Source organism: Polycladomyces abyssicola, assembly GCF_018326425.1.
Lineage (GTDB): Bacteria > Bacillota > Bacilli > Thermoactinomycetales > JIR-001 > Polycladomyces > Polycladomyces abyssicola.
This window is the reverse complement of the sequence record NZ_AP024601.1, coordinates 2,809,578-2,822,972: the sequence shown is the minus strand read 5'-3', so window position 1 is coordinate 2,822,972 and position 13,395 is coordinate 2,809,578. Positions and strand designations below refer to the sequence as shown.

The window sequence follows — 13,395 nt, the reverse complement described above, 5'->3', positions numbered from 1 at the left end:
TTTCCTCCAATTGGCGACGGTTGAATCCCTCCGTCGGGGGTTAATGGATGAAACCGGGGGAATCCTATCAATGAATGACTGAAGGAGGGAGCCGCCGTGTATTTGACTGACAAGGAGCGCCCCATCATCATCCGGGCGTTGGAAAAAGTGCTGGAAACGGAACCTGCCTATGCACGCGTTGATGAATACAAAAAGTTGCTGGATCGCCTCAAAGCGGAAGATCTGGCTCAATATGAGGCATCCCTGGGTGAAATTCACAGTCATGATTATTATGTGGATGAAGTGTGAGGAATATGAATAACCGGCCGCTGAACGGGTGCGGCCGGTTTTTTATGCAGAACTAATCTATTTTTGCGCCGACCACTTTCCAGTTTCCATCCGTCTCCGCATGCACCGTCCCGTGTTCACGGATGTAGTTGGTGATCAATTCGGAGACTTCCACATTAACCTCCCGTACCACAGGTTTCCCAGCAAACATGTTGTATCCGCCGCCTCCGCCGGCGCGGTAGTTGTTCAGCACGATCTCATATTCTTTATTCATGTCCAAAGGTTGACCGTTCAGATCGGTCAGCTCGGTGATCCGTTGTCCTTCCGGCTTGGAGACGTCAATGGTGTAGCGAATGCCTTCCCACATGTCGTAATTGTAATGTTGCGGATTCGGATACTCGAAGGCCGGATTGACCGCGATCGGGTCCGAACCGTTGTTTTGCTGAAAGTAGGTGGCCGATCGTTCCAATGCGTCTTTGATGTCTTTGCCGGTCACTTTGATCACTTTCAGCGTGTTGGGATAAATGTAGGTACCCAAAATATCGCGCACGGTCACATCGGACGGCAGCCCGCGAATATCGTTGCTGAACAGCGCAGTGGAGGAGATTGAAGTACCGCTTGCCTCCATCTGTACCCGGTTGAGGAACTGGATCAACGCCGTATCGTGTGTGCGCGTATACATCGGGTCCTTCACCGTCATGTCTCCTTGGATCTTCCCGACGGGATTGTCCAGAAACTCTTGCGTTTGCTTTTCGTAGGATTCGATCAGTTTGACTACTTCCGTGTCAGGTTGGGCTCGGGACGCTTCGAGAAGTTGCGCTTTTTTCTCTTGTACGATCCATTTGCCGTGAGATTGGATCAGTTTCATATCAACCACCGACAGGTGGGACCCCCATTTGTTGGGTTCGGTGATCAAAACACCGTTTACGCGGACATCGGCGATGGGAACATGCATGTGACCGGCCATAATGACGTCAATCCCCGGCACTTGCGTGGCCAATTGATATACCTGATTCTCCCCGTCGCTTTCCGGTAGGGGGATGATCTCGCCGTTCGGTCCGATTTTGTGTTCCAAACCGCCGTGATAAGAGACGAAGATCACGTCCGCCTTCTCTTTTTTCTTCATAATCGGCACCCATTTTTTTGCTGCCTGCACCACATCCACAAATTCCAGATTCTGAATGTTTTTGGGATCTTCCCAGCGCGGCACAAACTGCGTGGTCAGGCCCAGGACGCCGACGCGCAGGCCGTTGGGCATTTTGATGATTTTGTACGGCTTGGTGTAGACCTGATCAGTTCCCTTCATCAGAGTGTTGGCTGACAACCAGGGGAATTCCGCTTCACTCCGCGCTTTTGTAAACACTTGCGGACCGTAGTTGTACTCATGGTTCCCGATGGCCATCGCATCGTATCGCAGATGATTCATCACCAGCATCATCGGATCAATCGGACGATTGTCCACACGTGCGTGGTAGTAAGCCATCGGCGAACCCTGGATCGTGTCACCACTGTCCAGTAGCAGGGCATGTGGATTGCGCTGGCGGACTTGTTTGACCAGTGTGGCGATCTTGGCAAGACCGTGGTCTTTCGGTGCATTGTTGGTGTAATCCAGTGGCATGATGTATCCGTGGAGGTCGCTGGTGGACATGATGGTTAACAGCATGCGTCGGGGCGGATTCTCTTGGGTGGCTTGGGCGACGGGATAAGATGCGAGGATGAGGGAAACACAAAAGATGAGGATGATGGTCGCCACCCAGCGCGGGCGTTGCAAATTCAACCTTTTCTCCTCCTCTGGATGGAAAAGTTTTTGACGATTCATTTTCAGTCTACCCATTTTGGGATAAAAAGGAAAGGATGCTTTGCGTCTGACGATGAACTTCTGTGGCAAGCCGTCACGCTCATATCTCTGTATTCTTGTGACGCCTGCACGTACGTGCCCTGATCAACAGTTGCACTTGACTAACCGTTCACAAACATTGACAGGCACTCTGTTTTCCGTTACGCTGTTAGTTGGAATTAGGAGCAGGTACTAAATCCGAGGGTATGAAACATCGAAGGCATAGATCCTAAATGGAAGGGGAATGAAAAATGGCCAATTTGATGGAAGGCAAGCGGGTGCTGATCATGGGCGTGGCCAACAAGCGGAGCATCGCTTGGGCGATCGCCAAATCCCTACACAATCACGGAGCGGAACTGGCGTTTACATACCAAGGTGAACGGTTGGAACGCAAAGTGCGCGAACTGGTGGATGCCGAAATGCCGGGTTCGATGTTGATTGAATGCGACGTCACATCGGACGAACAAATCCAGTCCGCCTTTCATAAGATTGAAGAAGAATGGGGAAGCTTGGACGGCTTGGTCCATAGTATCGCATTCGCCAAGAGTGAAGATCTGGATGCCCCGTTCCACCAAACATCTCGTGACGGATACGCCCTGGCGCAGGATATCAGTGCGTACTCTCTGGTCGCCTGTGCCAAAGCGGCGAAACCGTTGATGAAAAATGGTGGCAGCATCATCACCATGACCTATCTGGGAGCGGAGCGCGTCATCCCCAACTACAACGTGATGGGCGTGGCTAAAGCGGCATTGGAAGCGAGCGTCCGCTATTTGGCCTCTGAGCTGGGACCGGAAGGAATCCGGGTGAACGCCATTTCCGCCGGACCGATTCGCACGTTGGCGGCCAAAGGGGTAAAGGATTTCAACTCCGTGCTTCATGTTGTGGAAGAACGCGCTCCGTTGCGTCGGACGACCGACCCCGCGGAAGTGGGAGATACGGCCCTGTTCTTGTGCAGTGACTTGTCCCGCGGCGTCACCGGTGAAGTGATCCATGTGGACAGTGGATTCAACATCATGGGAATGTAAGGGATTTGTCAAAATCTCGCGGTAAGGGTATTGAACTCTCCACCAAAATGTGATACGTTTGTACTCGTGAAATTGAGCTAGTAGGATCCAGGATTCACTTAAAGGGTTGGGACCTCACAGGACTAACCTTCCCCCGTGGTGAACGAGCAGATCCTAGCGGAATATTGGCTCAAGACCAAATATTTCCTAGGAAGGGGGCCGAAAGGTATGGAATACTCCACTTTCGGAAGACATGTGGCCATGGATGCGTGGGGCGTTGATTTTGATCTGCTCAACGACGCCTCCTGGTTGGAACACCAAATGGTGGAAGCGGCCAAGAAGTGTGGAGCGACGGTTTTATCCGTTCAATCCAAACAATTCGAGCCTCAGGGCGCTACGGTTTTGGTATTGCTGTCAGAAAGTCACATTTCTATTCACACCTATCCTGAAAAAGGGTTTGCAGCGTTGGACTGCTATACCTGTGGCCACACGGTTGATCCGATGCTGGCGATCCAGCACATGCTGGAAGTCCTGAAGCCGACGCAAGCGTTCCCGAAAATGCTGAAGCGCGGCGAAGGCCCAATCGAGGTCGTTCAACCTATTTTGACTGAGAAAAAAGAAGTTACGGTTTAAAACGATTTGGCGGATGAAAACAAACGCCCCTGACATGGGGCGTCTTTTAAATGCACTCATCTCTTTTGTAATCCTAGGAATAGCAGTCCACAGCTGACGAACCTGAATCTATTGGGAAAATAAAAAACCCACCCGTATTTCAACGGGTGGGTTTTTTATTACTCTTGTGCGATACGGCGTACCGCGTCAGGATCGGATTGAGCGAGAGCCCGTTCAGATTTGGCTTCGGCTGCGTTGGTTTGTACGCTTCTGATCCGTTCCTTCACTTCCGGAATGGCGCCGGCGCTCATGGACAGCTCGTCCAGCCCCAGCCCGACGAGGATCTCCGTCATGTTCGCGTCACCGGCCAGTTCACCGCACATGCCCACGGGGATACCTGCTTTTTTCCCGGCGAGGCAGGTTTGACGAACCAAACGGAGCACCGCAGGATGGGCCGCGTCGTAGAGATGAGCCACTTGTTCGTTTCCGCGGTCGGCGGCCAGCGTGTATTGGGTCAGGTCGTTGGTGCCGATGCTCATGAAATCAACTTCCGGTGCGAGCAAATCGGCTGTTACCGCTGCGGCCGGTACTTCGATCATGATGCCGACAGGAATCTTTTCTGCGACTTGAACGCCTTCTTTCACCAGCTCTGCCCGGCATTCAGCCAGCAGTTCTTTGGCCTGACGGATTTCCGATACGTTCTCGATCATCGGGAACATGATCCACAAGGTTCCGTGAACACTGGCTCGGAGCAGGGCACGCAATTGCGTTTTGAAAATCTCCGGATGGGAGAAACAGAAACGGATCGCGCGATGGCCGAGGAACGGGTTTTCTTCCTTAGGCAGTTCCGCGTACGGCAGATCTTTGTCTCCCCCGATATCCAGGGTACGAATGATGACCGGGTTCGGATTGAACGCTTCCAGGACCCGGCGATAGGCTTCGTACTGCTCTTCTTCCGTCGGCCAATGATCATTTTCCAAGTAGAGAAACTCGGTTCGGAACAATCCAACCCCTTCCGCCCCGCTTTGCAGAGCCAGTTCGATATCATTCAGGCTGCCGATGTTGGCAAACACCTGAACCCGTTTGCCGTCTGCCGTGCGGGCATCTTCTTTGGCCGCCGCCAACGCCCGTTCACGCCGCTCCCGTTGCCGGCGCATTTCTTCCCGTGCCGCCTGTTCGGCCTGCGGGTTAGGATTGCGGGTTACGTCACCCGTCGTTCCGTCCAGAATCAGTGTGTCGCCGTCCTGGATCTGATCAAGCGCTTTTCCGAGTCCCAAGACGGCCGGAATTCCCAGTGTGCGTGCCATGATGGCGGCGTGCGCCGTTTTGCTCCCGCGCGCGGTGATCATACCGGCGATGCCTTGCGGGAATTGCGCGGTATCCGACGGGGTCAGCTCCTCAGCGACGACTACGGAACCGGGTTCCAACAGCGATGGGTCGAACGGCTGACGTCCCGTGAGAATCAACAGCAAACGGTCGCCTACATCACGGATGTCATCTGCCCGAGCCTGCATGTATTCGTCCGGCAGAGCCGCCAACATGTCGCTCATTTCCTGTGTGACGGCGGCACAAATCGCTTCGGCGTTTTTCGCTTCGTCGCGGATGCGGCGTTCCATCTCCCCGGTGTAGGCAGGGTCGCTCAAAAATGCCAAGTGAGCGTCAAAAACGGCCGCTTCACTTTCGCCCATCCGTTCGGCTGCGGTTTCCCGCAAACGGCTGATTTGCTCTTGAGCCTGCTCGATTGCTTGCTTCAAACGTGCCACTTCACGTTCCGGATCTTCGACTGTATGAATGGTAAACTCAGGTCGCTCCTTACGCCACCACACGGCACGACCGATCGCCAAACCAGGAGCCGCACCGATGCCTTTCAACAGTTGGTCGGTTTGCATGTCAATCCCTCTTTTCATCGACAATCCCGTTTTTGCTCAGATGAAGGCGGTTTCGCAGTTTAGGACATGTCAGGGAAATCAATGAATCAATGAGACGATCTGGAAACCCTTTCCCCGGCTCGTCCCCCACGTGGTGAAGGCTCTCGGGGAAAGGGTTCCCTACCACTTGTCAGACACACCCTAGAACTGGGGATGATTTCCCTTCCATCGGTTTGTTATTCGCTCAAGTTTTCCAGACGCTCGACCAGCGCGGACACAGCTTGTTCGGCATCCGCTCCTTCGGCACGAACCGTGATTTCGTCACCTTGTTTGACTGCCAAGGACATCACGCCGAGCAAGCTTTTGGCATCTACTTCTTTGCCGGCTTTAACCAGGGTGATTTTGCTTTGGAATTTGCTCGCTTCTTGCACCAGCAATGAAGCCGGACGAGCGTGCAAACCACTGGGATGTTGAATGGTCAGGGTTTTTTCCGTCATGTGCCATCACTCCGCTTGTTCCAATTTTTCTACTCGCGTTTTAAGGTCCGCGATCACTCGATAGTTGTTCACCAACCGCTTGATCAGGTTCAATTCCGCCATGGCGGTCATCAAGTGGTCCTGTGCATGGATGACGAGAAATGGGGCGGCGGTGTCATGGGGGTTGTCGGAGTTTGTTTGTACCAGTTCCGTTTGATACCGGTGACCGGCGGCCAACTCTTCTTCCGCTTTTTCCAGGTGGTGCTCCGCAGTGGCAAAATCTAAGTTTTCAGCTGCATCCAGTGCTTCGTACGCTTCTCCGCGAGCATTGCCGCCGTGAAGGACGATATGAAAGATGATTTCCTCCAGGGTCAACGCTTTCACTCCTTCGGTGACAGGATCCGCCGACCCACTCCGAACGGCGGAGGGATGTGGTCAGGTGCTGAGCAGAATTCTGAAGTCTGATTCTCTTTGATTCGGTTAATCGTTAATCCTGTTGAATCAACCGCAACACCTGTTCCAATACCCGGTCACCGTCCATGGTGGCGAAAGCGACCGGATCGACCAGATCCCACGGGATGCCGCGTTCACTGGCCGCTTTGGACACCTCTTTTTTCAAGTGGCGCACCTGCGGCTCCAGCAGGGCGACATCACATGGTTTTTGCCCTTGTTTGAAAGCGCTGATGCCGTCTGCATCCGCTACCAAGGAGATCCCGCGCCGGTTGGCGGCTTCCTGCACCTGCTTGGCCAATCGGCTGGAGGTAGCACCCCAACTGCACAAGATCAGTAATCGGATCGGTTCCTTCATGAAAATCCCTCCGCGTATTGAATGGGTGTGTGAGACAACCACCCCACAACCGAAACCTGCGCCGGAGCACTTGATGTAAAGGGAGAACCCGTCCACGGTTTTGGGAACAACAACGAGGGAATGATCTCACCTTATTTTAACGCAAGTTTCATGCCAATTATCAATAGAAGCTCGCCAATTTGCAAACAAGAAATAGTGTGCAATTTTCGGTTGCACACTAGGGTGCGTATGGTCATTCCGTAAAGAGGCGATTTTTTCCCAGGCGAGCGACTGACCGAGCCCGGCCGAGCGAAGAACCGGAAAGCGCAGAAATCAAATCCATTACAAGATTCGGGTCCTGTTGTATGCGGTTCGGCAAAAACGGTCATGTTGACGGAGGGCGGCGTGACAATCCACACAGATGTATGGCCATTTGTTCCGGAATGGTCACGGAGAAGGTTTGAGACAATGCTTCCAGTACACGCTGCCACGTGCGGATGTCGGACGGGGATGCCGCAGACGGGAGATTGTCTGATTCCGATTGCGGACATTCCGGTGTTTGTCCGTCCAATTGGACACCAATCCATTGGTCAATCCAAGTGCCCATATGCATCCACAATCCCAATTCCCTGTCCGCCGAGAGGTCAAATTGCTCCCGAACTGCGTCCATCTCTTTCTGCATGATTCGGCAGAACAGCCTCGGATTGAGATGACGAGCCGTTTCCGACAACCCCTGTTCCACCAAGGAGGGAATCCGGTCATATGTCAAACGGTCGGACCGGGAAGGGAAGACGGGAGAGGTACGCGTGGCTGAAAGTAATTGTTTCAGCCGTCCCACGCCTTCCGGCTGCAACAGTTCCCATGCAGGAAGATAAGGAACACCCGGCAGCTCCGGCGCAACGGTGCCGACAACTGCGATCAGTCGGTGCGTGCGGGCAAGGTGTTCCAACAAGGGGGAGCGTCGGCTTTCCGGATCGATCCGGACAGAACGAACGGTCACGTCGGGATCCGTATCAGGCAGATGTTCCCTCAGCCAGTTTTCCAAGGTGACGGCGGCCCCTTCACCGGTGTAACAGACCGTGGCGATAATGCGGTTTGAAGGCCGATTCGACAGGATGGAAGGCAATTGCGCTGCACGGCGAACTGCATCTGCGATTTCCTCCAGTCGGTTTTCCGTGTACAAAGACTTTCGCCCGGCTTCGATCACCATGGGCAGGCTGACGTGTGGAACCGTCTCCACCGCTATGCCCAATTCACGGCTGATCGCTTCCCCCATGGTGGTCAGAGAGCCGATATCCACCAACAGCAACACGCCGGCTCCTTGATCAATCCGTCGCACGGTTTGCTTAATCCGTTCAAATGCGACGGATGAAGGTTGATGAAGCGGCATATCGACGGCATGAATCACGGGGCATCCCAGCAGGTTGTTGGTCACGTCCGCCATTGAACGCGCGGCGGATTCTCCGTGCATGGCCACCAGGACGGCCACCCGGCGTTCGGGCGATCGTTCCTGATCCCGGGGAGAGAGGATCAGTGCGATCAATCTGATTTCCCTTGTCGGTAAATTCAATCCCCAACGCACTTTAACATGGGTGGCGATACATTCCGCAGCACGGGTATAAGGAGCAGGGGCCGGTGGAATCTCAGGCAGGGAAGACAGGTTTTTTCTCCGCTCGGGATCGTTCAGCAAAGCTTGTATGTGCAGTCCCACAGCGGTCAATTGATGGATACTCACCGGGGAAGGCAAGAACACCCCCGCTTCGGAAACCGCTTTCTGCAGAAGCTTGTACAATTCCGGTTCGATCAGGCGTACGCCTCCCGACAGATCGTCCACATCCTGACGGGAAGTTTGCATCAATACACGGACATATTGATCCACCACTTCCTCCAGCGATTGCATCATCCGTGCATCGTCCACTCCACTTTCCCGTAACATCTGTTTGCGGTGCACCAGTTGTTCATAAATATTGGGGATCTGATCGACCTTCCCCTGGTTGCGGGGAAGCGGTTGTTCGACGGTTGTGACCGCTGTCTTCTCTGAGGCTTCCTGCAACACTGTTTGTGGCAAATCTTCGACCGTGACGGTGACGCGCGGCCCGGGCTGTTGAAGGTGACGCAGAAAAGCGCGGGCACAGGCGATTTGTACATCGGATTGCAATTGACCGATGTTCCCTTTGCAGGGATACGTCAACAGCATCTGTCGGCATTCGTCGCTCATGTTAAGCGGAACACCCATCTTCTCTTCTTCTCGCTCCAAAAACCGGCGCAATAAAATTTCCCGCTCTTCACGTGTCCGCTCGCTCAACGGAGGCAAGGTAACTTTAACGGAAAACCGCCGGTAGAGCGTTGGCAACAGCACGGTTTCCGGCGTTTCAGTGGTGGCACCGATCAACAGGACACGGGCCCGGCGTTCCATGGCCGTTTCTCCCAAACGACGAAACACGCCCTGATCGATGAGATAGAACAGCATTTCCTGCCCCGCAGGAGGAAGACGATGGATTTCGTCCAGGAACAGGGCGCCACCGTCAGCACGTTCCACCAGCCCTGGCCGATCATCGACGGCGCCGGTGAAAGCCCCCTTCTTGACACCGAACAATTGTCCCATGAGCAATTCGGGATTTTGGGCGTATTCGGCGCAGTTAAATGCGACAAACGGGGCGTCGTGGCGCAATCTACCCCTCTCCGCGGCGATCCGGTACAGGGTGTGGGCCAAATAGCTCTTCCCGGTTCCTGTTTCGCCGGTTATCAGCATCGGCAATCCATGTGGAGGGTACATCACAGCGGCGAGTGCTTCCTCCAAAACGGAGCGCAAACTGTGTTGGGCGCCTACGATCTCTGAAAAAAGTTCACTGATTGAAGCTTGTCGCGAAGAGGGTGACATGGAATCTGCCGCCCCCTTGCCGGAGTTTTCCTCTGTTTTTGCGGGAGGGTGAGGGAGATATCTCACCGGTCGTCCCGGAATTTTGCGTGCTTTTCCCTCTCTGACCAATTCATTGAGGTAACGACTGGCTGTGGACCGATCCAAATACAATTCTTGCCCCATCTGTTCCGCACTGATTCCGCGGGGGTACTGTTCACTCAATGATCGCAACGCGTTTTCGACCAGATCCGTTTTTTTCATGGTCTACTCCTCCCGTTCCTTCTTAATCATACACACTTTGCACACTATAGACCAACCCTGAGAACGTGGAAATTATTGGGTTGAGGGAGCTTCCGAAATGAAGGGATGAGAGTTTACGCCGTAATTTCCGGATTTTTTATGCCCCAGCTTGTTGATGTCAATCATGTCCAAAGGTAGAATCATGGGGGACAACAAAAGAAAAGGGTGAAGGGCATGCGATTGTTGGAAGCGGTGTTGCAACACAACGCGTCGTTTGTGGAAGGCAAAGGATATGAGCCGTATAGGACGAGCAAATACCCGGACAAAAAAATGGCGGTCCTCTCTTGTATGGATACACGCTTGACGGAATTGTTGCCCAAAGCGATGAATCTGAAAAACGGCGATGCGAAAATCGTCAAAAATGCAGGAGCAGTCATCACCGATCCGTTCGACAGTGTGGTACGCAGTCTGTTGGTCGCCATCATTGAACTGGGAGCGGAAGAAGTTTTTATCGTCGCCCATCACGGTTGCGGTATGGGGGCCATTCAACCGGAAAAAACACTGGAGAAAATGGTGAATCGCGGAGTATCCGCCGATGCGGTGCTGACACTGCAAGGAGCGGGAGTGGATTTGCACCAATGGTTGGAAGGGTTTGAATCAGTGGAGGAAAGCGTGAAAAGAAGTGTGCAAATGTTGCGGCAGCATCCGTTGTTTCCGCCGGATGTGCCTGTTCACGGTTTGGTCATCGATCCGGAGACGGGCAAGTTGGACCTGGTAGTGGATGGATACAAGGAATGACCTTCGCTGAAACAAAAGCCCAGCGGTTTATGCCGCTGGGCTTTTTTTACGTTTATGGCGTGGTGGGCGGGGAGGCGTTGTTGGATGAACCGGTGCCACCGGTTTGACCGGTATCGCCGCCGGTTTGACCGGTATCGCCGCCGGTTTGACCGGTATCGCCACCAGTTTGACCGGTATCGCCGCCGGTTTGACCGGTATCGCCACCGGTTTGACCGGTATCGCCACCGGTTTGACCGGTATCGCCACCGGTTTGACCGGTATCGCCACCAGTTTGACCGGTATCGCCCGGTTGACCGGTGTCACCTGTTTGACCAGTATCGCCGCCCGGTTGACCGGTGTCACCCGGTTGATCCATGTTGCCGGGTTGATCGGTATTCCCTGGTTGTTCTTTTGGCGGCTTTTGCTGTTGGTCGTCCTTATTCTGATCTTGATTTTGGTCTTCATCCGGCTCATCGTCTGTCACCGGAGGCGTCCAGGTTGCGGCGCCACCACCCAAGGCGTCAAATTTGAAGTGGGAAACTTTTCTACCGTCCAGCGCCTTGCTCATCACGACGGAAAAGAATTTGGCCGGATACTTGCCCCCTGACAATTCCACCATATCGGCTTTACCGTTGTTGAAAAACGCCACCGCCATGACGTATTCCGGCGTGTAACCGACAAACCAAGCCTCTTTCCCGTGTTGGGTGGTTCCCGTTTTACCGGCCACATCACGCCCGTCAGGCAATTGGGCTGCTTTGGCCGTTCCGTTTTGCACGACGTATTCCAGGATTTTCGTCATCAATTGTGCGGTTCGTTTACTGAACACCTGTTTGACTTCGACCGGGCGATCCAAATCCTTTTCATCGTTGTCCCGGCTGACGATTTTGGTGATGGCGTGTGCCTCGTACATCTGGCCGTTATTGGCGAAAGCGGAGTACGCTTGCGCCATTTGCACCGTGTTGACACCGTGGTTCATTCCGCCCAGTGCCATCGCCGCCAACGAGCGGTCTTCCTTGTCCGGATTCAATCCCAACTTTTGGGCATATTCGTATGCGGTTTTCAATCCCACTTTTTCATTGAGCAGCCAGACCGTCGCTACGTTGAGCGATTTGGCGGCCACCGTTTTCAGCGGGACATAACCGTGAAACTGATGATCGTAGTTGTCGGGTGAATATCCACCGACCGAGTACGGTTCATCCCGCACGGGCGTGTTCGGCCCGTATCCTTTTTTCTCAATGGCCGGAGCGTACACGGTCAGGGGCTTGATCGACGACCCGGGTTGCATACGCTGAGTGGCGAAGTTGATGTACCCCGGCAGATAGTTGCGTCCGCCGGCCATCGCCACGATTTGTCCATTGTGCGGGTTGACAATCGTCGCTCCAGCATCCAGTTGATCGTGGTTTTTGAACAGCGACGGATCTTTCATCGCTTGTTCCAGCGCATCCTGTGCTTTGGGATCCAAGCCTGCGTATACCTTGTAACCGCCGCTGGTCAGTTCCTGTTCGCTGATGTGATACAGCCGTTTCGCCTCTTCGATGACGTACCGTTTGTAAGCGGCGTATTTGTCTTTCTTGATGTACTTTTTGAGGTTGGCCCGATCGACGACCAATGGTTTCTTGGAGTAGAGTTCCCGCTCTTTTTCGGAAATCAGACCGGCATCCTGCATCTTTTTCAACACGATGTTGCGCCGTTTTTTAGCCAGTTCCGGGTTGTAGTACGGGTTGTATCCCTCGGGCGATTGCGGCAGACCAGCCAGCAGGGCAATTTGGTCGATACTCAGATTTTCTTTGGTGATATCTTTGTCGAAATAGATCTTGGCAGCCATTTTGACGCCGCGGACGTTGTTGCCCAAGTAGATGTAGTTGATATACGCTTCCAGAATTTCGTCCTTGGTGTATTGGCTCTCCAAGTTCAACGCGATGGCGATCTCGTTCAGCTTCCGCCAGATCGTTTTGTCCCGGTTGTCCAAAATGGCGTTTCTCGCCACCTGCATGGTGATCGTACTGCCGCCCTCAGCATGGCTCATCGTCAGGATATCCTTGACCAATGCCCGGGCCAAGCCTTTATAGTCAACACCGCTGTGTTCATAGAAGCGGCGATCCTCCACGGCGACGAAAGCTTTCGCCAGCATGGGCGATTTGATATCTTCCAGCTTTACGTATTCCAGAGGGGCGTCGCCTAATGTGGCGAAGCGTTTACCGTTGCGGTCGTAAAGGCCGGAGGCGAACTCCATCTTTTTCAGGTCGTATACCGTCGTTACCATCAAGACCGCGATAGTAGATATAATGACCAATAAAAAAGAAGTAAGGAAGACCAAAAGCCACCATTTTTTGCTTGCTTTGAAATTAAGAAGGTACTTTAGATAAAACTTCGGAAATCGCGAATTCATCCCATCACCCCTCCTAAACAATATATAACATAACTGGTAGATCGGGAATTTGAAACTTGTATAACATTCACGGCTGTTTCAGGCTGTGACAGTCGATATGTGCACGATATCTCCCGATTCCTCTTTTTTTTCTCCACATATACATTTATTCGTAAGCGTGCGTTTTTTTCCGTCAAGTTTCCCCGGAATAAAGAAAGCGGTGAACAGTATGTCTGGACGCGAGTTTTTACCCGTGCTATACTCAAAAAAGATGTTATGTTAACCACCTAAATATAATA

11 protein-coding genes are annotated in these 13,395 nt (G+C 53.3%); 4 read left to right on the top strand and 7 right to left on the bottom strand.

Annotated features, from left to right (window positions below):
- Positions 1-96: 96 nt before the first annotated feature.
- Entirely contained in the window at positions 97-288 is a 192-nt protein-coding gene (locus KI215_RS14055; protein WP_212773322.1) for a hypothetical protein, read from the top strand.
- A 52-nt stretch (positions 289-340) separates the two neighbouring features.
- On the opposite strand, the gene KI215_RS14050 is transcribed toward KI215_RS14055, so the two are convergent.
- Positions 341-2,044 carry a bifunctional metallophosphatase/5'-nucleotidase gene (locus KI215_RS14050; protein WP_246512129.1) on the bottom strand — a complete coding sequence of 568 codons (1,704 nt, stop codon included), beginning with the start codon at positions 2,042-2,044 and terminating at the stop codon, positions 341-343.
- Between the two features lie 311 nt (positions 2,045-2,355).
- Here KI215_RS14050 and fabI point away from each other — a divergent pair, with 311 nt between their 5' ends.
- Both fabI and speD read left to right on the top strand, forming a co-directional pair.
- A complete protein-coding gene (gene fabI / locus KI215_RS14045; protein WP_212773321.1) occupies positions 2,356-3,129 on the top strand; it encodes an enoyl-ACP reductase FabI in 774 nt (257 codons plus the stop codon).
- 207 nt (positions 3,130-3,336) lie between these two features.
- On the top strand, positions 3,337-3,741 hold the full coding sequence (gene speD, locus KI215_RS14040; RefSeq protein WP_212773320.1) for an adenosylmethionine decarboxylase: 405 nt from the start codon (positions 3,337-3,339) through the stop codon (positions 3,739-3,741).
- A gap of 158 nt (positions 3,742-3,899) precedes the next feature.
- On the opposite strand, the gene ptsP is transcribed toward speD, so the two are convergent.
- The 5 genes from ptsP to KI215_RS14015 form a co-directional block, all read right to left on the bottom strand.
- Positions 3,900-5,609, bottom strand: a complete 1,710-nt coding sequence (ptsP, locus tag KI215_RS14035) for a phosphoenolpyruvate--protein phosphotransferase (protein ID WP_212773319.1) — start codon at positions 5,607-5,609, stop codon at positions 3,900-3,902.
- A gap of 215 nt (positions 5,610-5,824) precedes the next feature.
- Positions 5,825-6,085, bottom strand: a complete 261-nt coding sequence (locus tag KI215_RS14030; protein ID WP_212773318.1) for an HPr family phosphocarrier protein — start codon at positions 6,083-6,085, stop codon at positions 5,825-5,827.
- Positions 6,086-6,091: 6 nt separating this feature from the next.
- Positions 6,092-6,439 (bottom strand): PTS lactose/cellobiose transporter subunit IIA, encoded by a 348-nt coding sequence (locus KI215_RS14025; protein WP_212773317.1) that lies wholly within the window; start codon positions 6,437-6,439, stop codon positions 6,092-6,094.
- A gap of 112 nt (positions 6,440-6,551) precedes the next feature.
- Positions 6,552-6,872: a PTS sugar transporter subunit IIB gene (locus tag KI215_RS14020; RefSeq protein WP_212773316.1), complete on the bottom strand. Its 321-nt coding sequence runs from the start codon at positions 6,870-6,872 to the stop codon at positions 6,552-6,554.
- Positions 6,873-7,236: 364 nt separating this feature from the next.
- Positions 7,237-9,972 (bottom strand): sigma 54-interacting transcriptional regulator, encoded by a 2,736-nt coding sequence (locus tag KI215_RS14015; protein ID WP_212773315.1) that lies wholly within the window; start codon positions 9,970-9,972, stop codon positions 7,237-7,239.
- A 213-nt stretch (positions 9,973-10,185) separates the two neighbouring features.
- Between KI215_RS14015 and KI215_RS14010 the strand changes: the two genes are divergently transcribed.
- Positions 10,186-10,749: a beta-class carbonic anhydrase gene (locus tag KI215_RS14010; RefSeq protein ID WP_212773314.1), complete on the top strand. Its 564-nt coding sequence runs from the start codon at positions 10,186-10,188 to the stop codon at positions 10,747-10,749.
- A gap of 52 nt (positions 10,750-10,801) precedes the next feature.
- On the opposite strand, the gene KI215_RS14005 is transcribed toward KI215_RS14010, so the two are convergent.
- A complete protein-coding gene (locus KI215_RS14005) occupies positions 10,802-13,117 on the bottom strand; it encodes a transglycosylase domain-containing protein (RefSeq protein ID WP_212773313.1) in 2,316 nt (771 codons plus the stop codon).
- Positions 13,118-13,395: the final 278 nt, after the last annotated feature.

Bases quoted from the DNA above. Each gene is read 5' to 3' on its own strand.
- fabI (WP_212773321.1), top strand. From the start codon at position 2,356: ATGGCCAATTTGATGGAAGGCAAGCGGGTGCTGATCATGGGCGTGGCC.
- KI215_RS14030 (WP_212773318.1), bottom strand. From the start codon at position 6,085: ATGACGGAAAAAACCCTGACCATTCAACATCCCAGTGGTTTGCACGCT.
- speD (WP_212773320.1), top strand. From the start codon at position 3,337: ATGGAATACTCCACTTTCGGAAGACATGTGGCCATGGATGCGTGGGGC.
- KI215_RS14010 (WP_212773314.1), top strand. From the start codon at position 10,186: ATGCGATTGTTGGAAGCGGTGTTGCAACACAACGCGTCGTTTGTGGAA.
- KI215_RS14015 (WP_212773315.1), bottom strand. From the start codon at position 9,972: ATGAAAAAAACGGATCTGGTCGAAAACGCGTTGCGATCATTGAGTGAA.
- ptsP (WP_212773319.1), bottom strand. From the start codon at position 5,609: ATGCAAACCGACCAACTGTTGAAAGGCATCGGTGCGGCTCCTGGTTTG.
- KI215_RS14005 (WP_212773313.1), bottom strand. From the start codon at position 13,117: ATGAATTCGCGATTTCCGAAGTTTTATCTAAAGTACCTTCTTAATTTC.
- KI215_RS14020 (WP_212773316.1), bottom strand. From the start codon at position 6,872: ATGAAGGAACCGATCCGATTACTGATCTTGTGCAGTTGGGGTGCTACC.